This is a genomic window from Eubacterium sp. 14-2 (genome assembly GCF_000403845.2).
GTDB lineage: Bacteria > Bacillota > Clostridia > Lachnospirales > Lachnospiraceae > Petralouisia.
The window spans coordinates 1,032,156-1,056,366 of record NZ_KE159567.1 but is presented as its reverse complement, the minus strand read 5'-3'; the positions used below and the strand labels follow the sequence as shown (position 1 = coordinate 1,056,366).

Here is a 24,211-nt window from a genome sequence, read left to right as displayed (position 1 = left end):
CTATTTCCCCCTTCCCTGTTCTTTTTTCTGTACCTGCTTTTTCAGGCGCAGTTCATCCAGTGTGCGCCTGCACAGATCTTCGGTTGCACTGTCCCTGTCTGAAAAATAATGTGTCTGCTGGTAATTTCCATCTGCAACCTCCCATGTGGCAAAGCTGCCGTTCTTCTGGTGTATCCCCATTTGTATCTGTTTACTGTCCGTGGGCAGGGTAGCTATTACGATATAATCATCATGCAACGTAAAGTTCATATACCACGCCTCCTATAAACTTGCTTCTTTCTTGACACGCTCCTGCACTTTTGCGGTATCCGTATTCCTGATTTCCTCCTCGCTCATGGAAATGCCGCAGGCAGACAGAAGTTCCGATAAGGTCTTTACTGCCTGTTCCTCCTGCACACGGTACATTTCAAGCGACACGAGCAGGTTTTCGATCTTCTGTATCCAGTCCAGCTGGGAACCCGTGAGTGCCTGATATTTCCTGCATACCGTATCCCTGTCTGCACCCGCTTCCGTAAGCTCATCAATCAGCTTGTTTGTCAGTTCTTTGTCATTTGTACGGAAAGCAAACTGTACCACAAACTCCTTGTCCCGCTCTGTCAGGACAATGTTTTTCTGCTGGAACATCTGCGCCGTCTCCGTTACTGCTGCCAGTCCCATTACTGCCCCTCCTTCATTTTGTTTTCATAGACTGCGATGTTTATGATCTCTTCCATCTGTTCTGCCGGGATTTTATTGTTTATCAGCACAAGCAACTGCTTCTCTGACAGCCCTTTCTCAATGGCTCCCCGTACCTGCACAAGCTGTTCCGGCGAAAGGTCTTTTTCCGCAAGCAGCTTTACAATGTCCGTTTTCTTCTTCAAGAAAAGCCGTGAGAACATGGAACTCATCACGCTCCCCCTGTCTTTCCGCTCCATGCGCTCCACCGGGACAAAACGGATAATATTGCCGTCCCTGTCCACGACTGCGGCATGGTATTCGATTCCGGGATAAAGCGCCGATTCCGGCATAGCGGGCGCACTGCTTTCCGCCTTTGTTTCCGGCTTCTTTTCCTTTTCCGGCTTTTTTGGTTCTGCCGCCGATTCCGGCTCTGCACTGACCATATTTTTTACCTGTTCCTCCAATGCTTTCCGCTCCTTTCTTACTGCTTCTATCTCACCATGCAGCCTTGCAATCTGCACCCTTGCCTCGTTTAGTTCATTCTGCTGCTTTTCCAGCATTTTGTCCTTTTCGGAAAGCTGTGAAAGGAGGTTGCTCTGTATCTGTGCATCCTGCCCCGCCGTCCCGATCTCTTTCAGTTTCTCATTTAAGGCGTCATACCGTTTTTCCTGACAGGAAATCTTTTCGACCACCTCATGGATCTGCTGCATAAGTTCCTTTGCATACGCCGCATCCTGCCCGCTCACCGGCTCTGCCTCCCTTGCCTTGCAAAGCACCTGTGAAAAAAGGCGTTTCATGGTATACGCCGTATTTTCCGCACTGGAAAGCACTTCGGTTATGGTATTCATCGGGACGCCTTTTTCATAAAACTCCAGCGCCACCGCCATCTGGTCGCCGCTTAACCCCTCTTTTAAGATTGCAGCCTTTTCCTCCTCATTGTAACCGTTGCGCAGACAGCGGGAATACACGCACATCTGTCTGTAATCGTATCTGCCAGCGCTGTATTCCTCTGTTTCCTCCTTTGTCAGACCGAACCGCAGGTCATCCTCTATCAGCTTTAAGATTTCTTCCGTATACTTCGGGTTCTGTTTCAGCCTGCCAAGATATGCTTTCAGATCCATGCCGCTAAGCGCCGTCCGTTCCTGCATCAATGTCCTCCCTTCCTGCCCGTTTTGGGCAAAAAATAAACAGCCGTTTTGGGGCTGTTACACTCATCTGGATTTTTCTTTCCGTTCCCTCTCCTTTTCCTGTTTCTTTTCCAGCTCCGGTTTTCCTGCCCTCTCCCCTGCCGTGATTTCCGCAAGGATGCGGGCGGCGATCCGTTCCTCTTTCGCCACTGCCTTCTCCTTTTCCCTTATCCGTGCGATCTCGCTCCGGTAATGTTCCTTAAATTCCGCAAGCTGCCCTGCCGTGTATCCTTCCTTTTCAAGCCTTGCCGACAGTGCGGCATACTGCCCATGCTCTTTCTCAAACAGGGCTTCCCCACGCTGGTAACAGTTTTCACATTCCAAAAGCGCCTCCATCTGCGCCGCAATATCAAAAAGCGGCTTCATTCTTGCACGTTCCTTGAATATCCGGCTTTTTTCCCTTGAAGTCTCTTTCTTCCTGTCCGCCATCTGTGCTGCCGTCTGCCTGATGTCCCCCGCCGTGGATGCATCGTGCCTTGCAAGGAACAGGTAATCTTCCTGTAATTTCTGCATTTTCCTGATGTCGTCACGGTACTGCCATGCCTTGCTGTACGGGCGCTTTTTTAAAAGCCCCGTTTTGTAAAGCCTTGCAAAATAGCGTTTCTGTATGCCGGACATTTTTGCTTTTTTATAGCGTTTTACACGACATCGCACGATTTTTGTTTCCTGCACATGCTGCACCTTTTTATAGGAAGAAAGATTCTCCTGTGCGATCCGTTCCCGTATGCGCTCCTCCGTGTAATCCTCCCCAAGCGATTTACACCGCCTGAACCTGCTCATGCCCATAGGCTTGATTGCAAGGTGCTTTCCTTCCGTCCTGTATGCGTTCTTTATCCCGTAACCCATTTCGGAAAGGACGGATAAAAAGGACTCATAGGTTGCCGACTGAATGACTGCCGCATCAATGTCACGCTTTATCATGTCCGCCCACACAAATCTGCCATCCCGAAAATCGTTCCATTCCTTATAATTTTCAGATTTCTTCGCCCTGTCCTCTGATATTTCAATCGTGGAAAGCCCGTACTCTTCACACAGGCGGTTCGTGACGGGCTGTATCTCCCTTGCCCAGTCCCCTTTCTTATAACGGTACTTTCTGCCGTCCCGGAAACTGACACTGTTGAAGATGATATGACCGTGGATATGGTTTGTGTTGTCATGCACCGCATACAGAGCCTCATAGTCTTTGCCGAGATACTCTTTTGCAAACTTCCCGATCACCTCAAAGGCAGTATCCGCATCCACTTCACCCTCCACGAAGGATATGATCAGGTGGTAGCCCTGCCTCTGATCCGTCTTTCCAAACTGTTCCTTTGTCTGCCGCATCTGTTCATATACCTGTTCCTGCTGGCAGTTAAGGGAACCCACGAACTGCCCTCCGCCTGTTTTCTCCGGCACGGTGATATAATCGAGTGCCTGTTTCAAGTGCTTCCCCGCATACCCTGCACCGCAGTCCCCGATATAAAGTATCTTGCTGATCGCCAATCTTTTCCGCCGCCTTTACCTTGTTTTCCCTCTGTCCTGTTTCTTTTCCGGTTCCGTGACATACTCCTGCATTTCATTTTCACAGGGGACATACTGTTTCATTGTTTCAAGACAGAAAAATATATCCGCTGTTTTGTCCGTGGATGCTGCATAAAACTCCTTATGGGAATATGGGTGTTTCTGTCTGCCGTAATAGTCCTCCTTCATCATGCCAAGCTCATCGTCACGTTTCAGCCGCCTCGTAATGTCAAAAAAGTCCCCCTCGTTTTTCTCAAACTGTCGCACCGGCTTGAAATGACAGCCCTGATAGAGAAAATAGCCGTTCTCACGCAGGCGCTCTTCCTGTGTCTCCGTCAGTGTATCCGTCAAATGGCTCCCCCCCCTTCCTTACATGCTGCCTATCTTATCCGCCGCCGCCCTTACAGTCATGTTGAGCTTTTTCATATAAGCGCTCAAAAGCTCCCTGTCCTCCGTGCGGTACAGCTTTGAATTATAGTTCCTTGTAATCTGGTTGATGTTGTTCCCGATTGCGTTGACCTCATTGATCAGCTCTTTCAGGAGGATACGGATTTCAGGGTAATCGTTGGGCTTTTGTGACAGCAGCAGCCGGATATACTCTGATTCTTTCATACCGCTTTCCTGAGCCTGCTTTTTCAGCCTGTCCGCCTCCTGCTGTGTCAGACGGAAAGGCTTGATGATGTCCTTTTTTTCTGCCGCCATCTACCGTGACCTCCCTCCGTCCTTCTTTAATGCAGGGGAAACATCCGGGAGCAGGTCCTCCCCCGCTTTTATCTGGTCTGTCATTTTCCTGACAGCGGCATCAATCCCACCCTCCCTGCTTATATCCGCAATCAGCGCCTCAGCAAGCGTCACCGCAAGCGCATCAAGCTCTTTTCCGTACCTTGTGCGGTCAAACATCTTATCCAGAATTTCTTCATCTTTCCGCAGGGTGTCAAGATAGTTTTTCTTATCTGCATAATCATCATCTTCCGGATCTAACACTGCCTCTTCTGCCTCCTGTAGCAGCTCATAATTCCATTCCGCAGCTATATTGACCGCATCTTCTATATCATATGGTTCCCAATGCACTTTCCCCTGCTCCCAGCACAGATCACCCCGGAACATCTTTCCGTCCATGTGTCCCAGGCAATAATCATGCCCTTCCATATAGCCAATCAGTTTCTGACCTTCTTCCTCCGTTATGGAAATTTCCCCTGCAACAAACTCTGCAAGTTCTTTCCCATCCTTAAAATCTTCCGGCTCCTGCCCTCCTATTACCTGTGATAGATACATCTGCCCGCCCGTGTAGCTGAAATCCTCATATCCGAATTGCAGGGCTTTTTCGTTTCCCAGTTCCAGCGTTTCCGTAAAAAGAACCGCTCCAAAATAATTTACCCTGACGCTTTCCTCCACGGACACCGGAAACCCGTCGTCATCACCATACCGCAGCTCATAACAGTGCATCTCCTCCGGCACTGTTTCCTTATCCACACGCAGCTCTGTGAAATATCCTGTCCGCCCCAGTAATTCTACTTCCTCAAGCACCTCTTTCTGCACATCCACGGTTTCCAACTGCAGCCACCTCCTTATCTGTATAAAATGAATCCCATGATTTCTGCCCCCGCTCAAATTCCGATAGGAATTTGCCAGATACGCACTTTGTAATACAAGTGCCTCTGGTTAGGGGACTGCCCCTAAAACCCCGCTGATACATATAGTGAACTTAAAATATGATAGAATATTTTTATTTTGATTGCACTTTCTGCAATCATTTTCCTGTTCTGATAGCACTTTTTAAGTTCATTTTTGGGAGGGCAGCCACGCCGCTTTTTCTGCCGTTTTTCAATGATAGTGCTTTTTGCAATCACTTTTACAGAATGATTGCACTTTTTAAGTTCTTTTTCCATGAATGAACTCACTTTTTGCAATCAGGCAGATTACCGTGCCATTTCCCGTTTTGGCGTGGCTGCTATGAGACATTTTTTTGCTTCCTGCAGCCACTGGTTGTAATCCTTGAACGGCTTCGGCGGCGGGCAGTTCTCCACCTCATAATCCAGTCCGTAGTATTTTTCCATGAGCGCATCCGCCGCTTTCCTGCCCGGTTCGTCATTGTCAAGACAGAAAGAAATCTTCCTGACTTTCGGGTGTTCCTCTAAAAATGTGGCAAGCGGCGCATCGGAAAGCATCCCAAGCGCCAGCTTGTTTGTCTCATAATCCCCACGGATTTCCACATAACTCATCAGGTCTATTGCCGCCTCAAATACCATGACCTCATCGCTGTTCCCATACCAGATATTGAACCCGTAATTCTTGTCATTGCCTGCCACGTCGCACTTAAAGGCTTTCCCGTCCCGGTCAAACACTCCCCTCATGCTTGCAAAGCGTGTTTTCCCCTGCACGTCATTCCCCTTAAAGACAATGTTGTGGTGGCTCTTTTCTTCATAGATCAGTCCGCAGCTTACAAAATAATCCACTGTATGCCTGTCAAGCGCCCTGTCCCCTGTCAGGTACGAATAAAGACAGTCATTGTTCTTTGAACGGGCGGGAAGTACGAAAGGCTTTTTCTTTTCTTCCGTGGAATGCTTTTTTTCCACATACACATTGGCACTCTTTTTGTCCCAGTCCCCGTCCCTCCGGTATCCTGAAAAATCAAGCAGCCAGAAAACAGCGTCCTTGACTTCCATGCCCGCAAAGACACGCAGGAAATCTATCTGCGAACCGCCGTTGTTTCCCCTTTCATGTTCCCTTGACCACCGGAACCAGTTCGTGCGGTTGTAAATCCGTATCGAATCCATTTCTTTCAGGGTGTGGTATCTGCCTATCTTTTTCACAGTGTAGCCGAGGCTTGCCGCTACCGCTGTCAGGTCAACGCTCTTTGCAATCGCAAGTTCCTCTGCCGTAAAACTTCTTCTTTCTTCCATCGCCTCACCTTGCTTTCCCTTTTTCCGCTACCATTGCCGTTTTCCCAAAATCCAGTGATTTATAGTCTGTAGAGAGATAAATTTTCGGGTGTTCCAGCAGCCCTTTTTCATTAAAGCTGAAATATTGGCTGTTGTCGCCTCCTACGATCACATGGTCATGCAGCGTAATCCCCATCAGGTCCGTCAGTTTCAGCATCCGGTCTGTAATCATGGTATCCTGTTTGGAGGGGGTAAGGCTACCGCTCGGATGGTTATGGACTAGGATCATCTTCGCCGCATTGGAAAGGATGCTTGCCTTAAACAGCTCCCTCGGCTCTGCAATGGTCTGATTGACTGCCCCCATGCTTACAATGCTGCAATTAATAGGGCTTCCATCCGATTTCAGGTTAATGATGCACAGCACCTCCCTGTCCATTTCACATAAAAAATCCCCCACTACTTTTACGGCATCCTGGGGAGTTGTGATCTTATGGTCTGAAAACAGCGGCGCATCCTTTACCAGCCTTACCGATACGACTTCCAGTTTAAAGGGTTCCTGTTCCTGCATCTGCTTTCTCCCCTCCCGGCTCAATACGGATAATAAATTCCCCCTCCTGCCGCTGCACCAGTTCCATAAGTTCCTTTACAGTCAGTTCTTTTGGTGTTTCTTCCATAAATATCCGCTAAACCTCCTATCTGGACTGCTTCGCTTCATAAATGTGTCCCTGTTCTGCCACAACTCCGTCCAGCCTTTTGTTTGGCGTGTCAGTTGCAAGCGTAATCTTCCGCAGGTCTTTGTCATAGTGGTACACCTGATTAGAAAGTCTCTCTCCCAGTTCCACCTGATCCATGTTTATTTCCGCAACCATCTGTGCCAGTTGCTCCGGTTCACCCATATTTACAGACACAGCGATCACCTCATGCACGGAAGAAGGCATCACATACAGGTCACTTCCCACTTTTTCTGCCAGTTTGTGCAGCTTATCCTCATAAAGCATGGAAGCCGCACCGCTGATTTTACACTCATTTGAGATAACCCACATGGTCTGTTCCGGTTCCATTTCTCCAATCATAAGGTCTGCCATTGATGGCGGCATACCGTCAGCAATAAACATTTCCCTCATTACCTCATTCATGGATTTTACTGTGGGCGGCAGGATACGCCTTGTGTTTTCCGCAGCAGCCTTAAACAACTGTTCCTCTCCCATTCCAAGCTCCTTTGCCAGATTGTTGTTGATCATGGTGCTTGAAAATCCCTTCTCATCCATGCTTACTACCCATCGGTAAATAATGGACAGGTCCTGAAACTCCCTGTGCGGCATTTTCTGTAACATATCTTCATTCTGTATGGTATTTACAAGCTGGAATATGATATTGTCCTTTGCCGCCTGCAAATCCAGCGGCGGCAGCACTGTCTGCTGAAATGCCTTATCCATTGCCTCTGCCGCATTCTGCATAGTTTCCTGCAAATCCCCTGTCCTTAAATACTCCTTATACATATCACTGATGTATATGGTTGGTGAAATACTGCCCCCACCCTCCAAACGAAGGCTCAATCCATCCATTTTACGGTTGATTTTCTCCACGGAGTCAACCCGCATCTCCGAGTCCTGATACTTCTCCGGCATATAATCCAGTAAATTTTCTTTTACAACTTCCTTGAAAACCTCATAATCCATCATAAATTCCATTCCTCCAATCAAAAGCGTGGTACATGCCTATGCCCCGCATTATTTTTCAATTCCATTCATGAACCCGAACTTCTTTTCAATATATTCCGTTTCAGACAACTGCCCTTCCAGCGCCATATTGTATTCCGACATAAAAACCTGTATTTCTTCCAGAACTGCATCTGTCAGGGACAGCGGATAGTCTGACGACGGAAGGATATACGCCCAGCACAGTTGAAAGACAATATCCTCATGCGGCATTTCCGCATCCCACATCAACACTTTTGGATTTACGCCCAAAGCCTCTGCAATACAACGGTTACGGTCCGGTTTTGGTGTACGGGTTCCATTTTCATACTGTGCAATGAACAGGTGTCCGTTCTTCCCAAAATTGCAGGCATTTCCAAGCTCCTTCTGCGTCATCTGCCGGAATGTGCGTATAAATTTCAGCCTGTCTCCATAAGTCATGTTTCTTCACCTCACTCTGCACTTTTTATTGCAGATAATAAGCCGGGGATTTCTCCTCGGCTTATCCATCTGTTCTGTTTCTATGCTTCTGCGCCGTCCCCGTCTTTTCTCTTTTTCCAGAAAAGAGCTGCAAGTCCGGCAGCAACAGCCGCAAGCCCGAACCCTGCAAATACCCACGGGTTCATGTTGTCCCCGGTCTGCGGGAGTTTCGGTTCCGTAGGCTTGTTTGTCACTTCAAGGGTGTACAGGGCCACTTTTGTCTTTCCATCCTTGTATTCAAACTTCACTTCCTTTGGCGTGGAATCAAGGAGATAGCCTTTCGGAGCTTCCACTTCCACTACGGTATAAGTGACTGCCTCCTCATACTTCCCGTCCTTAAATGCTGCAATCGGAAGTTCGCTGCTCTCTGCATGACCGTCCTTGTCCGTGGTAAGTGTCTCAATCACTTTCCCGTCCGTGTCACGGATTTCAAATTTTGCGCCTGCAAGCGCTTTTCCGTCCTCAGACTTCTTGCTGATGATGATCTTTCCAACTGCTGCTTCGTCCTTCATTGCTACTTTCTGGATTTCATCTGTCTCCTTCACCTCAAACTCAATATCCTGTGCGATTACATAGCCAAACGGCGCTGTTTCTTCACGGAGAATATATTTTCCGGCAGGCAGCTTCTCGATCATGTGCGGCTCTTTGCCGGAAGTCCACTTCTCCACCAGATTGCCGTCTGCATCAATGACGGAAAGGACAGCCCCCTCAAGCTCATTGTCGCCTGTAATGTCCGTCTTTGAAATCTGCACCTTGATCGGCTTGTTTTCAAATTCTGCCTCAAATTCGATTACTTCCTTATCATCGCCCTGATATGACGCATCCACATCAAATACCTTATCGGACTTCACATATCCCTTTGGCGCTGTCAGTTCCTGCACATAATACTTTCCAAGCGGGAGGTCAGATACAAAGGTCAGCTTTCCGTCCTTTCCGGTCACGCCACGCTCAATTTCAGTTCCGGCTTTTACAACTACTTTGCCATCCTTGTTCACGATGTCCTCTTTCGCAAACAGTCCGAATACAGCCCCCTCAAGGACTTCTTTCGTGCCTGCCTCTTTCTTTACCACGGTGATCTGCACTTTCTGTCTCTCATTGCTGATGTTCATTCCTGCATAAACCACTGCTGTTTCCTGATCGATATAGGAAAGGTCTGCTTCGATTGGTGTATCATCCAGAACGAACCCTTCCAGAGTCTTTGTCTCCACAAGGTAATATTTCCCAAGCGGTAAGCTGTCAATGCCTGCATAGCCTTTCTCGTCAGTGACGATGGTTGCCACAAGCTCGTCCGCCTCATAATAGATTGTGTCAAGACCATCCGGGCTTACAATGTCCTCTGCCGCATAGACTTCAAATTCAACTCCTGCAAGACTGTCCTTAAAATAATTGAAAATGAAGTCATACCAGTGTCCTTTCATAAGGGTAGTGTCCGTTACAAATTCGCCGTCTTTGTTGATGATGATTGCGCCTGTCGGAACTTCGTCTTTCATCACTGCACTCTGAATGTCAGCGGTATCTTCCACTGTAAACTGGATTTCCTCTGCTTTCAGATAGCCGTAAGGCGCAAACTCCTCACGGAGCGTATAAGTCTCCCCTGCTGTCAGCCTCTTGATAACATGGGCTTCTCCTGCCACGGAAGTCCATCTGTCAACCACGTTGCCGTCCTTGTCAATGACGGTAAGCATTGCGCCGGAAAGTTCTGCGCCGCTTGCAATGTCCTCCTTTGTAAATTCAAAGGTTGTAGGCTCATTCAGAAATTCGCTGCTGTATTCAGCAACGGCTTCATGCTGTCCCTGATACTCTGTCTCAAAAGTAACCACTTCCTCACTGGAAACATAGCCTTTCGGCGCTGCCAGTTCCTTAGCCTCATAAACCGCAAAAGGATAATCCTTTTTGAAAGCGATCCTGCCGTTTTCGTCAGATACGGCAGTTTCAAGAAATGTGCCTGCTTCAATGATTACTTCCCCATTGGCATTTTCAATATCCTCTGCGGCAAACAGACCGAACTTAGCACCTGCAACCGGGGTATCTTCCTCTGCATCTTTCTTAATAACTGACATATCCAGTTTCTGTCTGTCATTGGTAAATGTCACGTTTTCATAGATTACCGGGGTTTTATCGTCCACATAAACGAATGTTACAAGCTGTTCTTCCCCGTTCAGCACATATCCATAAGGCGCTTCTGTTTCCACTACACGGTACTGTCCGAGCGGAAGCCCTGAAATGCTGGCTTTCCCATCTTCCCCGGTTGTGAGCGTTCCTACAAGTTCGCCTTTTCTGTAATATCTTGTCCTGTTTCCGTCCCCGTCTGTCTGCATGTCAGCAGTATAAATATCCTCTGCGGCATAGACCTCAAATTTTGCCCCTGCAAGGGAGCCTTCCCTGTAAACGAACTCCTTTTCTTCAGAATCAGCAAACAAGCCGCCCTTGTAGCCGTCAAGGATTTCGCCTTTCTTCTCCACTGTCAGTTCCCCGACAACGGGTTCGTCCTCATATTCCACGGTAATGATTGCATCATAAGTGTCCGGATCAGTCTCATAGAACGTATCGGAATCAACCGCCACTTCCACATAATTTGTGTTCAGCACATACCCGTAAGGCGCTTTCACTTCCTCAATGCGGTAATTCCCAATCTTCAATACGTCAGGCAGGATCAAGTCGCCATCTTCGTCCGTGAAGAAAGAAGTGTGTGTAACCTTTGACGGATAAGTTGTAACCATCTTGACATACTCATTTTTGTCAAGGTTAAAAATCTTAAACTCTGTATTCGGGATAAGGACTGTCTGCTTTGTGTCAGCGTCCTTCTTGATCACACGCAGCTTTGCGGTAAATTCACGGTCAATGAATACACGCCATACCTGCGGCTCTGTCGGGTGGTTCTCCACAATCCTTACTTCAAAAGGTCTTACTGGCTGCATGTTATGCGGTGTGACTGTCTCAACTACCACATAAGTCCCATAAGGGATTGGCTGTGTCACGATATGCCCCTTTGCATCCGTAAAAAGGGTAGTCTCACCCTTGCTGCCGATTTCAACAGGTTTTGCGCTGTCAAAATCATAACTTCCATCTTCCAGTACGGATAAGGAAGATTTCAGGTATGCGGTAAAGCCTGCGCCGGACAATACAGGCGCTTCGGTGTCGTCCCCGTTGTCTGACACCTTGATAAGCTGGAACGGCTGCTTGATGACCTGCTCCGGCGATGTTGTGCTTCTTGACACTTCCGCTACCAGATCGCCCTCATAATCGCATACAACATCATGTTCTTCTTCATCGAGGAGATACCCCTCTGACGGTGTGATTTCCTTTACATAGTAGTTGCCGAGATAGAGGTTCTTTACCTCTGCATTGCCGCCCGCATCCGTTGTCATTGTCGCAACGAGGTCCCCTGCATGGAAGATAATGCCTGTTGCGCCGTCCGGGTGTGCAATATCGTCACGGGCATACAGACCATAGACTGCGCCCTCCAGCTTTGCGTCTCCCTGCGGAACTGCCTTTCCTGTCTCCTTATCCACCTTGTAGATATGGATTTTTGCGGTTGTCCTGTCATTTGTGAAAGTGTGGGTAAATGCTGCCTTTGCAGTTGTCTCCGGCAGATAGTTGAATGCAAAGCTGTATACATCAGAGCTGTTCCTGTAATATGCGTAAGGAGCCTGTGTCTCTGAAATATAGTAGCTGTTTGCGATTGGAAGGTCTACCGTGTAAGCGGCGCTGCCATCCTCCCCTGTCGTGACGGTCTGTAATGCTGTACCCTTTGTCGCAATGACTTCCCCTGCATAATTCCTGATGTCACTGCCAGCATAAAGCGTGTACTGTCCGCCGTCCAGAGGGTTCGTTGTCTCGGAATCTTTCTTTGTAACGGAAACTTCCGCTTTCTGTCTGGTATTCAGGACGGTTGTTGCCTCATACTGCACCTCTGCCATCTGATCCTTATATTCAATCTTCACTGTATGCGGCTCTGTATTGATGGTATATCCGTCAATGCTCTTTGTTTCCGTAACCACATACGTCCCAAGATGAAGGTCTGTAAGAACCACCTGCCCGTCACTTCCTGCCACAAGGTTTTCAGCGATCACATCCCCGTTGCTGTAGACTTTTGTGCCGTCTGCCCTGTAAATGTCTGCGCCTGCCGTCACTCTGAAAACAGCCCCCGGCAGTTTCTTTTTCTCATAAGTGAAATTGCTGCCATTCCATCCGGTCAGGACTTCCCCCTCTTTATAAATGGTAATCGCCCCAAGCTGCTCCTTGTCCGTTGCGCTGATCCCGGTTGTCTGCCCTGCCTTTACGGTCAGTGTGTGGACTTTGCCGCTCAGTACATATCCTTTTGGAGCGGTAATCTCCTTTACATAGTAGGTTCCTGCCGCAAGCGCACTGGATTTCGCATAACCGTTGCCGTCAGTGGTCATGGTATCTGCCTTATTGGTGCATCCGCTGTCAGAATAAATACCGTACACGGCTCCTTTCAGCTTCACGCCACTGGACTCATCGGTCTTAACGATCTCCCCATAGCCGATGTTTTCCGTCTTTACCTTGAAATAGGCATGGATCGGATCGGCGCTAGGTCTTTCCGAAACAAACTCCTGATAGTTTGCCTTTTCCGTAAGCCAGAACACACAGCTTGAAGTGGTTTCCACTTCGCCTGCCGTGGAGTTCATGGTTGCCATTGTTGCCGCCGTGTTTACTTCCCTGCTGGAAATGGTGACGCTGTTCCCGTTCTTTTCCACCTTGTACCCGCTAAGGGAAATGTCAAAATCCCCAAGTACGCCATTGCTGTCAGTAAGGGTTTTCTCGAAACGCTGGTTCCCCTCATTCCATTTCAGCTCATAAGTTTCCGCACCGCTCTGTGTCCTGCTTGCAAAACTTGGTCTTGTCGCATTATAAGACTTGCTGATGCTGCTTTTCAGGCTTGTATAATAGGCATAGGACGATGACGGGTTCGGAGCCGTATCGCACAGCTTTCTTGCTGCCGAGTCCCCGCCGTCAGTACCGAACAGGTTCCCCACGATCACCCACACCATCGCCTGTGTCGCTATGAACTGGTCACACTGGTCATTTGACGGCGCTGTTGCGCTGTTGCTGTTAAAGCCAAAATACAGGCAGTAACTTAAAAGTTTTTCCTGCTGTGCCGTCATGGAAGTGCTTGAATTGGGGTAGCTGTTCATAAGCTGCCCGCCGTCTGCCGCCAGACCAAAGTTCATGCAGTAGGCGGCATTGCCGTCCAGTATGGCATACAGGATCTTCCCGTGGTCATAACCAGCCTTTAACTCGCTTACCTCGCCGGACGCCCTTGTTGACGCATACCAGAAAGCGATGTTTGCACTGGAATTTGCCGCAAATGCAGTCATCCCATTGCCAAACAGCGTCGTAAAGACTGTCAGCAGGGCTAAGAATCCTGCCATAAATCTTTTCATTTTCTGTTTCATTCAGGTTTCCTCCTTATAATAGGGCAAAAAAATAACAAGTCATATAAAATGGCTTGTCATTTTCCGTTTACTGTTATTTTGTTTGGATTTCGTCTCTGTCCGTCTCCCTTAATATCCCCGGCGGAACCTGCATGTCTCAATTCCGACAGACGGATAAAGGGAAAACGGGCATTTTTCATTTGTATCAGAAGCCTTACAGGTCATATGTCAGTAAGGAATACCCCTCACCGTCTGCCTGCCATAACTCCGACCATTGTGAGTACCACCCTCGCAACCAGTGCAAGCAGCAACAGGAACAGTTTTGCTATCCCAAGTACCAGTTTCAGGAGCATCAGAACCGCCTGCAATATCCATTTTAATATGGTCAGCAGTACCGTTGCCGTCTTTCTCAAAACCATTCCCACCATAGATCTTTCCCCCATCCTCTACCGCAATCCTTACCTTGTACTGATCCCTCCGTTTAACCGCATCCTGCACAATGCCCTCATGCCTGCGGGTATTAAGGATTACCATATCAACAACGAACGGGGTTACGGATTTTATATTTCTGTATTCAGCCCTTCCAATACCAAGTGTACCTTCCGGCGCTGCCTGTTGTCAAGTTCAAGACATAATCCGGCACAATCCTGCATAATCCGGCATCGGTGTGTCCCTATCTGTAACAGCGGAACTCATAAAATTCTGTCCCGTTAAGGCTGCACACCCCTGTATATTCAATATAAAATACAGGCTCCGTTTCAAGCATCATCATCCCTGCAATGTAATCCGCTATCCCGTCCTCGCTTCCGAGTTTCCTCCCGGACGTGGTTGACGCTGCATTCAGGTCTGTTTCTACAAAAACGCTGTAATAGCCCAGTCCGTCATATGGATAATAGGAATGGTATTCTTCCTGCGTTATCTTCCCCTCTGCCAGCAGGCTTGCAAGGTTATCCGTGGTAGTTATCATCCCACCCGCCTGACACTTTGCAACTGCCTGACTGCATACAGATACGGGATCGTATGGCAATATGGTCACTGTCTGTTCCTGCTGCTTTGTTTCCTCCGGTTCTGTCTGCTCCTGCTGCCCTGTTTCCCCCGGCTTTGTTTCTTCCGGCTTTGCTTCACACTCCGGCTTTGTTTCTTCCTGTTTTTGCACATCTGCACTGCCTTGTGCGGGTTCTGTTTCCCCTTTCCGCTCCGGCTGACTCACTGTCTTTGGTTCGGGTGTGTCCGCTGCCCCCTTATCCTCCTTTTCCTGCCCCGGTTCTTTTGCCATTTCCTCTGCGGTCTGCTCTTTTCCGGTGTCCCCGTTTTGTGCCTGATACGCAGCAGTGACTTCTTTATTCTCCGTCATATCCGGTTCCACAACGTCCACTACTGTTTCAGCCGCTTCCGGCTCCATATCAGGTACAGCATTGTCCGTACTTCCACATCCGGCAGCAAGCATGACAGTTACGGATAAAATCAGGAATAATCTCTTTTTCATATGAATCACCTTTCCTTTCCCCATAAGGGGAAGGAAGGCTGTGTCCGTGTACCGCTGTCCTGTCCCTTATGGGAGTTTACACGGGACACATATCTGTTCAGGTCTGTCCCGTATTCTGTGCATCGTTTCCTCCTATGAAGCTACTGCATCCTGCTCCGGTATGCAAGCATTCTTTTCAGTCTCTTGTTCTTTGCATATGCCTTGTAAAATTTCAGCATCCACATGTCTCCCACCTCCTTTTCCGTCCCCGCCCTTTTTTCGGGGACAGGGGCTTCCCTCCCGGCATCACATTCATCCAGCAGCCCCTCCACACTCTGTAAAACCACACCATCAATATCCCCGCCATTTTTCAGGAATTTTGCAGCTTCCATCATTTCCCACGGATAAAGGCAGTGTTTAACAGCCAGTCCGCAGATCAGTTCCGCAGGCTTCTCCCCATATTCCTGTCTTACCCTGCAAATCCCCTTGTAAATCGCATCCAGCCATTTTCCTATGGCAGCATCTTTGTCAGATACCAGTGCAAAATCGGGGGACTGCCCCATTTCAATACATTCCTCCGCAAAGGAAAACCAGTGTTTCACGGCTTCCCTGCCGCTTTCAGGGCACAGCCTGATTAAAGATTCTTCAAAAGTTTTCTTATCCATTTTTACTCCTTTCATCGTCTGCCAACCGAAACGCCTATCATGGTCAGCACAATCCTCATAACAAGGGAAAGCAGCAGCAGGAACAGCTTTGCTATCCCAAGCACCAGTTTCAATGCCACAAGCGCCGCCTGTAATATCCACTTCAATATGGTAAGCAGTACCACCCCGGTCTTTCTTAAAACCATTCCTGCCATAAAACATTCCTCCTATCCCCAGTTGTCAACCAGCTCCATCATGGTTGGATCTTCGGGTTCCTCTGTAATACTGGCTGCTGTTTCCTTTACCACGGTTTCCATGACCATCCTTCCCATGCCGCCCTCCGCCACCCTTGCCGCCCCGCCTCCGAGGGCAGCGCCGAGCAGCATGATAATTTCATTCTTAACATCATTCTTTAGTTCTTCACGGATACCATCCAGGTCACTCCTTGAAATGTATTCCTCTTTCTTCTGTCCTCCTGTCTCCCTCAACAGGTTTTCTTCCCCAAAGCTGTTTGCATAGAAGTCTATGGCATCCGTTATGAACTGGTTTACAGACTTATGAATGTCCGTATTCAGTTCCGCAAGCACCCTGTTTACCCTGCGCTGCTGTTCATTGTCAAGATTGAGGCGGTAACTTCGGAAAACAATATTCGACTTTGCCATATGCCCCACTCCTATCCTATCTGGTCACGATGCTTTGCAAGGAAAACCCTGCCAAGCTGTTCATACCCCTTTGCATTTGCTTTGATGTCCTCAATGTACCGGATATTCCCGCTGTCATGTGAACCGAACAGCCTCATGACTGCCGCTCCGCCGCCTACAAACACAATCGGTATCACATCAAGGTTGTAACCGTGTTCTTTCAGGGTATTGTAGACTTTCTGTGCAAAATCACGCAGGCAGTCCTTTACGATGTTCATGTACTTATCCGGCAGTGCCGCCTCTCCGGTAGCCATGACCTGCTGTATCACGTTTTCCTCAAGTTCCTGCCCGATCTGCCTGTTACATTCCTCATTGATTATTCTCATGCAGCGGATAAGTCCCTGCTGGCTTGTGATACATTCCGCCTCATTCGGCTTGCCGTTCTCTATCGGCATGATGTCAATGGTCCAGCTCCCTATATCCACCACTACCACACGCCCCGGCAAAGTCCTCAACTGCTCTGCAACTGCCGCATAGCATTGTGGGAATACGGACACCCTTGCTATCCTTGCCGTGTACTTCTCTTTCTCAAAGCGGAAAGCGACTTCTTTCTTCTTTGACAGGTAATCAATGAAGTCCTGCTTCTCTGCACCGAACCTTGTCAGGGGAAGTCCTACCGATAAAAGGACATCCGCATTTCTCATTCCCCGTCTGTTCAGTTCCTTTGCGACTGCCGCAAGGGTAAGCAGATAGAAGTTGTCATTCTCAACTTTCGTGTCCCTGACCTCAAGACGTTTCCCGCCCACCTTGTAATACTTTCCGTCCAGTTCCACTACATCATCATAAAATGCGGGTTCCGTTGTGATCTCCTTTACCCCTGTCGTAAAAATCTGTGTGGCTGTTTTCATGTTCGACCAGCCGTGGTCAATCCCGATTACTTCAATATGTTTTTCCATTCTGTTCTTCCTCCATATCTTTTTCATGTTGCTTTATCTCTCCTTAAAATCTTTCTCATGCAGGGAAAACAATACTGTTCTGACTGTTTGTACGGACATCCAAAGCACATATCTTCCTTGTCCTGCTCCGTGATTTCAGGCTTGCTTTCCTCCCTGACACACTTCCTAGCGAGACACTGGCTGTTATTTCCGTAAAAGAACCTGCAGCGCATACAGCTTCTTAGGTCTTTTTCCAAATTTACCTGTGCTGCTATAATTCCGCTTTGTTTTGGAGCGTCCTGCACCCTTACGTTAATTCCCATCCACGCCACCCGCCTCTCTTACAGCGGAAAGCATGTAAATCTCCTCCATCTTTCTGTCTGCCAGCCCTGCTGATCTTGAAAGTGCAAGTACAAACACAACTGCTGCTATAATTCCTGCCGCTATCATCTGCCGCCCCTCCTTTTCTGCTCCGCTTTCTTTCTCTGTTCCGTCTCCATCCGCCTGACATACTCACGAATGTCAATCAAATCCTCCAAGTCGTAGATTTTGGAACTCATGGCACGGTCAACATTTTCAGGGGTACATTCGCCATGCTCTGCCAGCGCTGCCATTACTTTCTGCCTGATTTCTTCCTGCACCGCATCCGGCATTGCTGCTATATAGTGTGGCGGCAGCTTTGTAATTTCTGTGATTACCTCCTTTTCGTATCCGTAACTCTTTTCAAAGTCACTGATAAATTTTTCTTTTACCGATACTGCCTTCGTTTTGTTTTCCTCACTGGCTAATTCCACCAGTTCGTTTAGGAACTCAATCAGCTCTTTCTTCGTCATAGCCGTTCACATCCTCCTTTTTGCAATAAAAATAGGACTATATCAGCTATGCAGTCGGTGGCATCTGCCACTTCAAGAGCTAATTTAGTCCTACCTAAATAATTTTTATATTTTTATGCATCAGAAAAACAATCTTCACCTCCAAAACCACATGACTTTTATTCCCGCCGGAATCCTGATGCAGCATGGGCATTTGTGAGATATTTGATTGGTAAAACAGCGCTGCCTCCCATCAATACCTTGCTTCGTTGCAATTTTGAGAAAGGACTAAATCAGCTCAAACCCTTGTATTTACTGGATTTGTTCTAACTTTAGTCTTATTTTACCGTAAGCATCTCCAATACGCAAGCCTGTATAATAGGCTATCTGTATAGGCAGAAGTGCAGGATTGTTTTTCTTTTTCAGGAAGTCCTCTAACCTCTGATACTGTTCGTAGCTGAGCGTTGGTGTGGAAGCAGTTTCTCCGTCCTCGTCTGAGAACAGTTCGTATTCTTCTTTCTTTCCTCGCCATACCACATACTGCATCGGGTTAAAGGTTATCAGCCTTTTCGGGAATACTGCAAAACGGAACGCCCCTTGTAAAACAGCCGAAAATAATCGGAGATACCCTTTGCTGAGTGCCTTTGCGGTTGTGCCGTCAGGATTTGTACCTCCAAAGCTGAGAAAGTCTATATACGCCTGTAAATGGTCGGCGGTTACGGTTTTCAGCTTTCGGTTTCCTATCGGGTGCTGTTTGATACGGTTGACCGTTCCTTGATAAGACATTACCGTTCCATTGCTGAGATTGCCGGGTTTCAGTTCTTCCTCCACCCACAGATCGAGCAGCATACCAACCGTGATGTTTTCAGACTTCGCAACGAATTTCTTTTCCTCATAGTCAGCGATTGCCTTTCTGAGCAGGGCTTCTGTTTCAGACTTGCTTTCTGTTCCCACAAACTCTTTCTGTACTTTTCTGCCGCTTTCATCTTCGATGTAGAAGCGTGCGTACCACTTTTTACCTTTTTTCCTTACAGAACCTTTTGCCATAGATAAATTTCCCCTTTCTATCCGTGGCAATCGGAACTGTGACATATGGTGTGCGTAAAGCAATAAGGCTACTTATGCCGATGAGTGTCAGTCATCGTTTTCACTTGTCAAAGAGCCACGGAATTTTTCTTTTTCAGCAACCCTTTCTTCGGCTGCTGTCGCTATCCCGAACAGGTCGCCCATCTTTACAGCGGTGTGTCCCTCATCGTAGATATGTAAAATCCCATCTAAAAACTGCTTCATATCCTCGATAGGAAGTTCCATTTCTTTACGGTAAACCCTTTCCATAATTGCCCCTGACTCAATCGCATAGCGGCGTAAGGACTGCTTTAAGCCCTCGTCCTCCGCTACACGGTCAACCTCAGCCATAGCGTCTGCAAAGTGATAAGTCATAACCGTATAGAGGTCAATCATCTTTCCGAGGAATGTCGTGAGCAGTTGTTGGTGCGGTTCTCCCTTTACCACAGAAGAAACCGTATCAAGATATTTTTTGATATGTTCCTCCATATCCCTTTCACATAAAGTGCGGCTGTCGTATTCCTTATCTTCGGAAAGACCTGTCAGCCATTCGGGAGTGGTCAGGAGTGCTTCTGCCAGCCCGTTGATAATCATTGTACGCTTCGGGTCTACTCCGTCCGCTTCATATCTCTGAATGGTAGATTTGTTTACCCCGACACGCTTACCAAGTTCGGGCATTGTTAAGTTTAATTCTGTTCGGCGTTCTTTCACTCGTTCACCGACCTGTTTTGCGGTGAATGTAATTTCTTTTTTCAAGGTTTTCACCTCCTATTGCTGATAGTATAGCATAGCAAAACCTATTTTGCAACCATAAATTTAATAATAGGCAAAAATATTTCTTAATCAGTTGCAAAACAAGTTGACAAGAGATAGCGAAATAAGTATAATTACAGATACATAGTTGCAAAATGCGTATTTTGAAAGGAGGTTGATAAAATGAGCAACATCAAAATGGGTTTAACCATAGAAGAAGCAGCAGAATGTACGGGTATCGGAAGAAATACAATGCGTAAGTTGGTAGACTGGGGCAAGTTGCCTGTCCTCAAGGTCGGCAGAAAAGCGATTATCCGCAGGGATACTTTAGAGCGATTTATGAGCGTCAATCAGGGAAGAAACCTGCTCAATGAAAACGATGTCCGCAAAGTAGAATAAGCATTCTCCAAGCCCTCGGCGTTTGAGAGCGAAATACACCCCTCGCACAAATCTTCGATTTGTACTCTGGGTATTTCGCCCTTGCAGGGGGCACTGTATCACAGCTTCGGGCAATGCACCGCCGCTATGATACAGAAGAAAACAGCCCTCTGTTTTCTTCGCTGTCCGTCTGCTTACGCCGCCGAAACAGCGGCAACCGATTTATCGGTTGCAAAAAGAGTATTCCCGTCACGGGAGGAAGGAGTATATGGCAAGACATTCATTTATACAAATGTCGAAACTACCAAATGTCAAGGGAAGAATATCCTATATCACAAGCCACGCAAGGCAGGAAAATCTCTATGCCACCTACCGCACCGCCGACAATGAATTTTGGAGTAACCTTGCAAGGGAAAGCCAGCAGGAATTTAAGCGGAGCGGCACAGAGGGCAAATGTATTGAAGCAAGGGAATTGATTATCGCCCTGCCTGAAGTATATACAAGATACGAGCCGCAGGAAGTCCTTGAAGATTTTACGGAGGAGTTTCGCAGACGGTATGGTGTGGAGTGCGTGTCAGCCCTCCACCACAACAAACGCAAGACGAACTATCATATCCACCTTATCTTCAGCGAAAGAAAACTGCTTCCTGAACCTGACATCAAGATAGCCACACGCAGCGTGTTCTATGATGAAACGGGAAAAAGGGTACGCACCAAGAAAGAAATCACAGGGGAGGACGGACAGATACGAAAAGGCTGCACCGTCATAAAAAAAGGCGATGTTTACGAAAGCCACCTCTTTACTGTAAAAGATGATAAATTCAAAAGCGAGCCTTTTCTTCGGGAGGTAAAAGAGATTTACACCGGCCTCATCAATCGGCATATCTCCGATCCCGAACAGCAGTTAAAGGTCTTTGATAAGAACAGCGTTTATCTCCCTACAAAGAAAATCGGCAAGAACAATCCCAAAGCCGCCGAGATTGAAGCGGATAACGCCGCAAGGCAGGAATGGAACAGGACAGCGGATATGGCGTTGTTATCAGGTATTTCCGAAGCAAAGATTTTAGAAGTCAAGCAGACCGAAATACACGAAAAAGCAAGCCAATCTATCAAAAGCAAAGGCTGGCTGCCGAATCTGTTCCTTGGGATTGTGGCAAGGGCAAAAGATTTTCTGCAAAACCTTATTCGGGAAAAAGATATGCCGCCCAAGCCTACGCTTGATATTGATATGGCAGAGTTCCACCATATGAGAAATCTGATGATAAAAGTACAGGATAAGGCAAGGGAAATCAAAAACTTGCAGGATAAAGTTCTGCCGCAGTTGAAACAGCAGCTTGCCGATACAAAGGGGCTTTTCAAAGGCAAAGAACGAAAAGCGTTGGAGGTAAAAATCAAAGAAACCGAAGCGGAGATTGCCGACAGGCTGGATAAAATCCCCGATACGCTCAAAGAGGACGGTTATCCCGATGTGCAAGTTTTTATGCGTACTTTCCGAGAAATGGAAAGCGTTGTGGAACAGTACAACCGTGACCTTGCTGAGTGGGAATACCAAGCCAGCAGGAAACCGACAGCCGCCGCTAAAGAACAACGCAGACCGCCCGAAAGGCAGAGCGTGCTAAAACATCTGCGAGAAATACAGGAACGCAACAAGCAGAGACTACCGCAAAGACAGCGTAAGAAATCCATTGACAGAGATAGCCGATAGGCATTGAAAAACTGCCGTTATGGCGTTTCCCGTAGCGGCGGCATACATAATCATTTACTGACTGTAAGCGTGATTTTCATATCCTGAACATTGATGATTGTTTCTTTCTTGCACTTCGGACAGTAGAGAGGAAAGTTTTTTAATTCCGTATCTTCCCGTATCATAGTACGGGTTTTATTGCCGCATACAGGGCAATATATCCATTCTGAAATAATAGTTGGCATATAATATCATCACCGCCTATCATTATTTTCATATTCATCAAATTGTTTTGTTTTTTTCAATATCCACAGTGCGTAACTTAAGCTAATAATACATAATACTGCACTTGAAATAATATGAAACTTCATTGAAGAATTTTCAACAGCAAAAACGCTCGAAGAATTTACAAAACTATGTGCAATAATACACGGTAAAAGGCTCTTTCCTTTGTAAAAAATAATTGTAAAAAGAAAACCTATTGCGATTGCATAACAAACTTGTAAGAGTGTAGGTATTAAATCTTTTCCGTTCAGTAAGTTTACAATATGTCCAATTCCAAAAGTAACACTTGAGATAACAATCGCCAACTTTACATTGTCATTGTATAATGCTTTGAACAGAAATCCACGAAAAATAATTTCTTCAATGAATCCAACGCAGAGCATACTTAAAATATATAACACAGTTTCTAAAACAGACAGCTTCATCGTAACGCCATTCCATAGGTTAATACTCATAATTAGAAGTAGCGGAGTAAAATATAAGAAATTTCTAAGGCTTCCATCAAAAGAACACAGACCGTATTTTTCTTTTAAGTTGTGTTTACTCACAAAAACTAAAAGAAGCAATGTAAAAACTATAGCAACGGGTGCAGCAATTATTTTTTCAGTGCCAAGCGAAGCAGAAAAGCTGTCAGCAACACTAAACAAAACAACATAGGAAATAATCCAAACCAATGAGAAATTTAATTCATTTTTCTTATATAAACGATACATTATAATCCTCCTTTTAATGAATAAACTGTTCCGTCAAATACCAAGTCTAAATCAGATATAATCGTCTGTTCGTCATAGGTCATTTCGTTATTTGCAAACATACTTGCATATCCATGTGCAATCAGGAATAATGAACGGAAAATGGTTTTCGCCTGTTCTGTATTGACCTCTACTTCTTTACTCAGTATAGCTATAATAGGCTGTAATTCTTCAGAATTTATCAACTCAGAAATATTTTTTCCTATAAACTCATTTGTTTGAAATAGAAACCGAAACAAATTTTTTTCTGTTTCAGCAAAGCGTATATAATTCAGTCCAATATCTTTCATCGGATTTTCACTCTGAATATTAGTTATATATTCGGAATGATACTCATCTGCCTTAATATATACATTTTTTTTCAATTCCTCTATTGTTTTGAAATGATACATAACAGGTTGAGTGGAACAGCCTAATTTTTTTGATACAGTTCGTGCGTTGATATTTTCTGCTCCATCACTTCGTGCTATCTCAAATGCTGCATCTATAATCATCTCTTTTGTAATTTTCACCTTTGGTGGCATATTTTTCACCTCTCTGTCATATTATAATTGTTGTTATATAACATAAATTATAATAAAAAGAGAGATTTTTGTCAAGTTTCGTAACGAAAATATAGTAAAAATAAGCGACAGAGAATTTACTCCCTGCCGCCTTGTCTACTTATACGAATATAATTTCCCTCTCCACAATCTCCATAGCACAAGCCCAAATGTTATTCATTTGTCCAAAAATCCCAACTTTTGAGAAATCCAAACTTTCTTCTGTAAATCCTTTATTTAAGGCGTTTTCTGACAAAAAAGTTTGGATTTTGTTTTGGCTTTCTTTTGTCAAAAATGGAAATAAATTAGTTGGAACAGAGCTAAATAACAGTGTTTTTCTCATTTTGTCATAATTGGAGCATTGCATTTGGCGAAATGAAATCCAAACTTTTTTCTACAAGAATCCCCTATTATCAAGCCATTTTCAGAAAAGTTTGGATTTCTCCTAAGTTT

28 protein-coding genes and 1 pseudogene are annotated in these 24,211 nt (G+C 46.4%); 2 read left to right on the top strand and 27 right to left on the bottom strand.

Features of this window, described 5'->3' with window-relative positions:
* The 24 genes and pseudogenes from C805_RS12030 to C805_RS11920 all read right to left on the bottom strand — a co-directional run bounded on the left by C805_RS12030 (position 1) and on the right by C805_RS11920 (position 20,120).
* The gene (locus C805_RS12030) at positions 1-249 is read right to left on the bottom strand and encodes a hypothetical protein (protein ID WP_016214124.1); all 249 of its coding nucleotides are present in this window, start codon (positions 247-249) and stop codon (positions 1-3) included.
* Positions 250-261: 12 nt separating this feature from the next.
* The gene (locus C805_RS12025) at positions 262-657 is read right to left on the bottom strand and encodes a hypothetical protein (protein ID WP_016214123.1); all 396 of its coding nucleotides are present in this window, start codon (positions 655-657) and stop codon (positions 262-264) included.
* Positions 657-1,805 carry a coiled-coil domain-containing protein gene (locus tag C805_RS12020; protein ID WP_016214122.1) on the bottom strand — a complete coding sequence of 383 codons (1,149 nt, stop codon included), beginning with the start codon at positions 1,803-1,805 and terminating at the stop codon, positions 657-659. The genes C805_RS12025 and C805_RS12020 overlap by 1 nt, the downstream gene beginning before the upstream one ends.
* Before the next feature lie 63 nt (positions 1,806-1,868).
* Positions 1,869-3,326, bottom strand: a complete 1,458-nt coding sequence (locus C805_RS12015; RefSeq protein ID WP_016214121.1) for a relaxase/mobilization nuclease domain-containing protein — start codon at positions 3,324-3,326, stop codon at positions 1,869-1,871.
* Positions 3,327-3,341: 15 nt separating this feature from the next.
* Complete coding sequence (locus tag C805_RS12010) at positions 3,342-3,695, bottom strand: hypothetical protein (RefSeq protein ID WP_004055757.1); 354 nt, start codon at positions 3,693-3,695, stop codon at positions 3,342-3,344.
* A gap of 18 nt (positions 3,696-3,713) precedes the next feature.
* Positions 3,714-4,046 (bottom strand): plasmid mobilization protein, encoded by a 333-nt coding sequence (mobC, locus tag C805_RS12005; RefSeq protein WP_016214120.1) that lies wholly within the window; start codon positions 4,044-4,046, stop codon positions 3,714-3,716.
* Positions 4,047-4,889, bottom strand: coding sequence for an LPD28 domain-containing protein (locus C805_RS12000; protein ID WP_242832683.1), 843 nt, complete (start codon positions 4,887-4,889; stop codon positions 4,047-4,049). It lies immediately after the preceding gene.
* 131 nt (positions 4,890-5,020) lie between these two features.
* Complete coding sequence (locus C805_RS11995) at positions 5,021-5,233, bottom strand: hypothetical protein (protein WP_016214118.1); 213 nt, start codon at positions 5,231-5,233, stop codon at positions 5,021-5,023.
* Between the two features lie 30 nt (positions 5,234-5,263).
* On the bottom strand, positions 5,264-6,247 hold the full coding sequence (locus C805_RS11990; protein ID WP_016214117.1) for a DUF3991 and TOPRIM domain-containing protein: 984 nt from the start codon (positions 6,245-6,247) through the stop codon (positions 5,264-5,266).
* 4 nt (positions 6,248-6,251) lie between these two features.
* Entirely contained in the window at positions 6,252-6,794 is a 543-nt protein-coding gene (locus C805_RS11985; protein ID WP_016214116.1) for a JAB domain-containing protein, read from the bottom strand.
* Entirely contained in the window at positions 6,772-6,900 is a 129-nt protein-coding gene (locus C805_RS27320) for a hypothetical protein (protein ID WP_016214115.1), read from the bottom strand. The genes C805_RS11985 and C805_RS27320 overlap by 23 nt, the downstream gene beginning before the upstream one ends.
* An 18-nt stretch (positions 6,901-6,918) precedes the next feature.
* On the bottom strand, positions 6,919-7,908 hold the full coding sequence (locus C805_RS11980; protein WP_016214114.1) for a DUF5688 family protein: 990 nt from the start codon (positions 7,906-7,908) through the stop codon (positions 6,919-6,921).
* A 48-nt stretch (positions 7,909-7,956) separates the two neighbouring features.
* Positions 7,957-8,364 carry a helix-turn-helix domain-containing protein gene (locus tag C805_RS11975; protein ID WP_016214113.1) on the bottom strand — a complete coding sequence of 136 codons (408 nt, stop codon included), beginning with the start codon at positions 8,362-8,364 and terminating at the stop codon, positions 7,957-7,959.
* Positions 8,365-8,444: 80 nt separating this feature from the next.
* Positions 8,445-13,823 (bottom strand): SpaA isopeptide-forming pilin-related protein, encoded by a 5,379-nt coding sequence (locus tag C805_RS11970; protein ID WP_016214112.1) that lies wholly within the window; start codon positions 13,821-13,823, stop codon positions 8,445-8,447.
* Between the two features lie 224 nt (positions 13,824-14,047).
* Positions 14,048-14,245: a hypothetical protein gene (locus C805_RS11965; protein ID WP_016214111.1), complete on the bottom strand. Its 198-nt coding sequence runs from the start codon at positions 14,243-14,245 to the stop codon at positions 14,048-14,050.
* 230 nt (positions 14,246-14,475) lie between these two features.
* Positions 14,476-15,288, bottom strand: a complete 813-nt coding sequence (locus tag C805_RS11960) for a prolipoprotein diacylglyceryl transferase (protein ID WP_016214110.1) — start codon at positions 15,286-15,288, stop codon at positions 14,476-14,478.
* 140 nt (positions 15,289-15,428) lie between these two features.
* Positions 15,429-15,932: a hypothetical protein gene (locus C805_RS11955; protein WP_016214109.1), complete on the bottom strand. Its 504-nt coding sequence runs from the start codon at positions 15,930-15,932 to the stop codon at positions 15,429-15,431.
* 11 nt (positions 15,933-15,943) lie between these two features.
* Complete coding sequence (locus C805_RS11950; protein WP_016214108.1) at positions 15,944-16,126, bottom strand: hypothetical protein; 183 nt, start codon at positions 16,124-16,126, stop codon at positions 15,944-15,946.
* Between the two features lie 12 nt (positions 16,127-16,138).
* Complete coding sequence (locus C805_RS11945) at positions 16,139-16,573, bottom strand: hypothetical protein (protein ID WP_016214107.1); 435 nt, start codon at positions 16,571-16,573, stop codon at positions 16,139-16,141.
* Between the two features lie 11 nt (positions 16,574-16,584).
* Positions 16,585-17,508, bottom strand: a complete 924-nt coding sequence (locus tag C805_RS11940; protein WP_016214106.1) for a ParM/StbA family protein — start codon at positions 17,506-17,508, stop codon at positions 16,585-16,587.
* A 291-nt stretch (positions 17,509-17,799) separates the two neighbouring features.
* Positions 17,800-17,937, bottom strand: coding sequence for a hypothetical protein (locus C805_RS26310; RefSeq protein WP_016214104.1), 138 nt, complete (start codon positions 17,935-17,937; stop codon positions 17,800-17,802).
* Positions 17,934-18,320, bottom strand: a complete 387-nt coding sequence (locus C805_RS11930) for a hypothetical protein (protein WP_016214103.1) — start codon at positions 18,318-18,320, stop codon at positions 17,934-17,936. The genes C805_RS26310 and C805_RS11930 overlap by 4 nt, the downstream gene beginning before the upstream one ends.
* A gap of 324 nt (positions 18,321-18,644) precedes the next feature.
* Positions 18,645-19,346 (bottom strand): annotated as a pseudogene (locus C805_RS11925) (site-specific integrase); the annotation flags it as partial.
* Between the two features lie 87 nt (positions 19,347-19,433).
* Positions 19,434-20,120: a helix-turn-helix domain-containing protein gene (locus C805_RS11920; RefSeq protein WP_016214101.1), complete on the bottom strand. Its 687-nt coding sequence runs from the start codon at positions 20,118-20,120 to the stop codon at positions 19,434-19,436.
* A 180-nt stretch (positions 20,121-20,300) separates the two neighbouring features.
* Here C805_RS11920 and C805_RS11915 point away from each other — a divergent pair, with 180 nt between their 5' ends.
* Both C805_RS11915 and C805_RS11910 read left to right on the top strand, forming a co-directional pair.
* Complete coding sequence (locus C805_RS11915) at positions 20,301-20,516, top strand: helix-turn-helix domain-containing protein (protein WP_004612412.1); 216 nt, start codon at positions 20,301-20,303, stop codon at positions 20,514-20,516.
* A gap of 247 nt (positions 20,517-20,763) precedes the next feature.
* Positions 20,764-22,200, top strand: coding sequence for a MobA/MobL family protein (locus tag C805_RS11910; protein ID WP_016214100.1), 1,437 nt, complete (start codon positions 20,764-20,766; stop codon positions 22,198-22,200).
* A gap of 50 nt (positions 22,201-22,250) precedes the next feature.
* Here the strand turns inward: C805_RS11910 and C805_RS25755 are convergent, their stop codons facing one another.
* From C805_RS25755 to C805_RS11895, 3 genes are read right to left on the bottom strand one after another with little or no spacing between them, the layout of a single operon-like run.
* On the bottom strand, positions 22,251-22,424 hold the full coding sequence (locus C805_RS25755) for a cysteine-rich KTR domain-containing protein (RefSeq protein ID WP_016214099.1): 174 nt from the start codon (positions 22,422-22,424) through the stop codon (positions 22,251-22,253).
* 9 nt (positions 22,425-22,433) lie between these two features.
* Entirely contained in the window at positions 22,434-23,177 is a 744-nt protein-coding gene (locus C805_RS11900; protein ID WP_016214098.1) for a CPBP family intramembrane glutamic endopeptidase, read from the bottom strand.
* Positions 23,177-23,740: a TetR/AcrR family transcriptional regulator gene (locus C805_RS11895; protein WP_016214097.1), complete on the bottom strand. Its 564-nt coding sequence runs from the start codon at positions 23,738-23,740 to the stop codon at positions 23,177-23,179. Before C805_RS11895 ends, C805_RS11900 begins: the two co-directional genes overlap by 1 nt.
* Positions 23,741-24,211: the final 471 nt, after the last annotated feature.

Bases quoted from the DNA above. Each gene is read 5' to 3' on its own strand.
- C805_RS11955 (WP_016214109.1), bottom strand. From the start codon at position 15,932: ATGGATAAGAAAACTTTTGAAGAATCTTTAATCAGGCTGTGCCCTGAA.
- C805_RS12030 (WP_016214124.1), bottom strand. From the start codon at position 249: ATGAACTTTACGTTGCATGATGATTATATCGTAATAGCTACCCTGCCC.
- mobC (WP_016214120.1), bottom strand. From the start codon at position 4,046: ATGGCGGCAGAAAAAAAGGACATCATCAAGCCTTTCCGTCTGACACAG.
- C805_RS11970 (WP_016214112.1), bottom strand. From the start codon at position 13,823: ATGAAACAGAAAATGAAAAGATTTATGGCAGGATTCTTAGCCCTGCTG.
- C805_RS12020 (WP_016214122.1), bottom strand. From the start codon at position 1,805: ATGCAGGAACGGACGGCGCTTAGCGGCATGGATCTGAAAGCATATCTT.
- C805_RS27320 (WP_016214115.1), bottom strand. From the start codon at position 6,900: ATGGAAGAAACACCAAAAGAACTGACTGTAAAGGAACTTATGGAACTG.
- C805_RS25755 (WP_016214099.1), bottom strand. From the start codon at position 22,424: ATGCCAACTATTATTTCAGAATGGATATATTGCCCTGTATGCGGCAAT.
- C805_RS11930 (WP_016214103.1), bottom strand. From the start codon at position 18,320: ATGACGAAGAAAGAGCTGATTGAGTTCCTAAACGAACTGGTGGAATTA.
- C805_RS11950 (WP_016214108.1), bottom strand. From the start codon at position 16,126: ATGGCAGGAATGGTTTTAAGAAAGACCGGGGTGGTACTGCTTACCATA.
- C805_RS11960 (WP_016214110.1), bottom strand. From the start codon at position 15,288: ATGAAAAAGAGATTATTCCTGATTTTATCCGTAACTGTCATGCTTGCT.
- C805_RS11995 (WP_016214118.1), bottom strand. From the start codon at position 5,233: ATGGAAAAAGAACTTAAAAAGTGCAATCATTCTGTAAAAGTGATTGCA.
- C805_RS11990 (WP_016214117.1), bottom strand. From the start codon at position 6,247: ATGGAAGAAAGAAGAAGTTTTACGGCAGAGGAACTTGCGATTGCAAAG.
- C805_RS12025 (WP_016214123.1), bottom strand. From the start codon at position 657: ATGGGACTGGCAGCAGTAACGGAGACGGCGCAGATGTTCCAGCAGAAA.
- C805_RS11975 (WP_016214113.1), bottom strand. From the start codon at position 8,364: ATGACTTATGGAGACAGGCTGAAATTTATACGCACATTCCGGCAGATG.
- C805_RS11945 (WP_016214107.1), bottom strand. From the start codon at position 16,573: ATGGCAAAGTCGAATATTGTTTTCCGAAGTTACCGCCTCAATCTTGAC.
- C805_RS11895 (WP_016214097.1), bottom strand. From the start codon at position 23,740: ATGCCACCAAAGGTGAAAATTACAAAAGAGATGATTATAGATGCAGCA.
- C805_RS11915 (WP_004612412.1), top strand. From the start codon at position 20,301: ATGAGCAACATCAAAATGGGTTTAACCATAGAAGAAGCAGCAGAATGT.
- C805_RS11980 (WP_016214114.1), bottom strand. From the start codon at position 7,908: ATGATGGATTATGAGGTTTTCAAGGAAGTTGTAAAAGAAAATTTACTG.
- C805_RS11940 (WP_016214106.1), bottom strand. From the start codon at position 17,508: ATGGAAAAACATATTGAAGTAATCGGGATTGACCACGGCTGGTCGAAC.
- C805_RS11985 (WP_016214116.1), bottom strand. From the start codon at position 6,794: ATGCAGGAACAGGAACCCTTTAAACTGGAAGTCGTATCGGTAAGGCTG.
- C805_RS11900 (WP_016214098.1), bottom strand. From the start codon at position 23,177: ATGTATCGTTTATATAAGAAAAATGAATTAAATTTCTCATTGGTTTGG.
- C805_RS11910 (WP_016214100.1), top strand. From the start codon at position 20,764: ATGGCAAGACATTCATTTATACAAATGTCGAAACTACCAAATGTCAAG.
- C805_RS11965 (WP_016214111.1), bottom strand. From the start codon at position 14,245: ATGGGGGAAAGATCTATGGTGGGAATGGTTTTGAGAAAGACGGCAACG.
- C805_RS26310 (WP_016214104.1), bottom strand. From the start codon at position 17,937: ATGATAGCGGCAGGAATTATAGCAGCAGTTGTGTTTGTACTTGCACTT.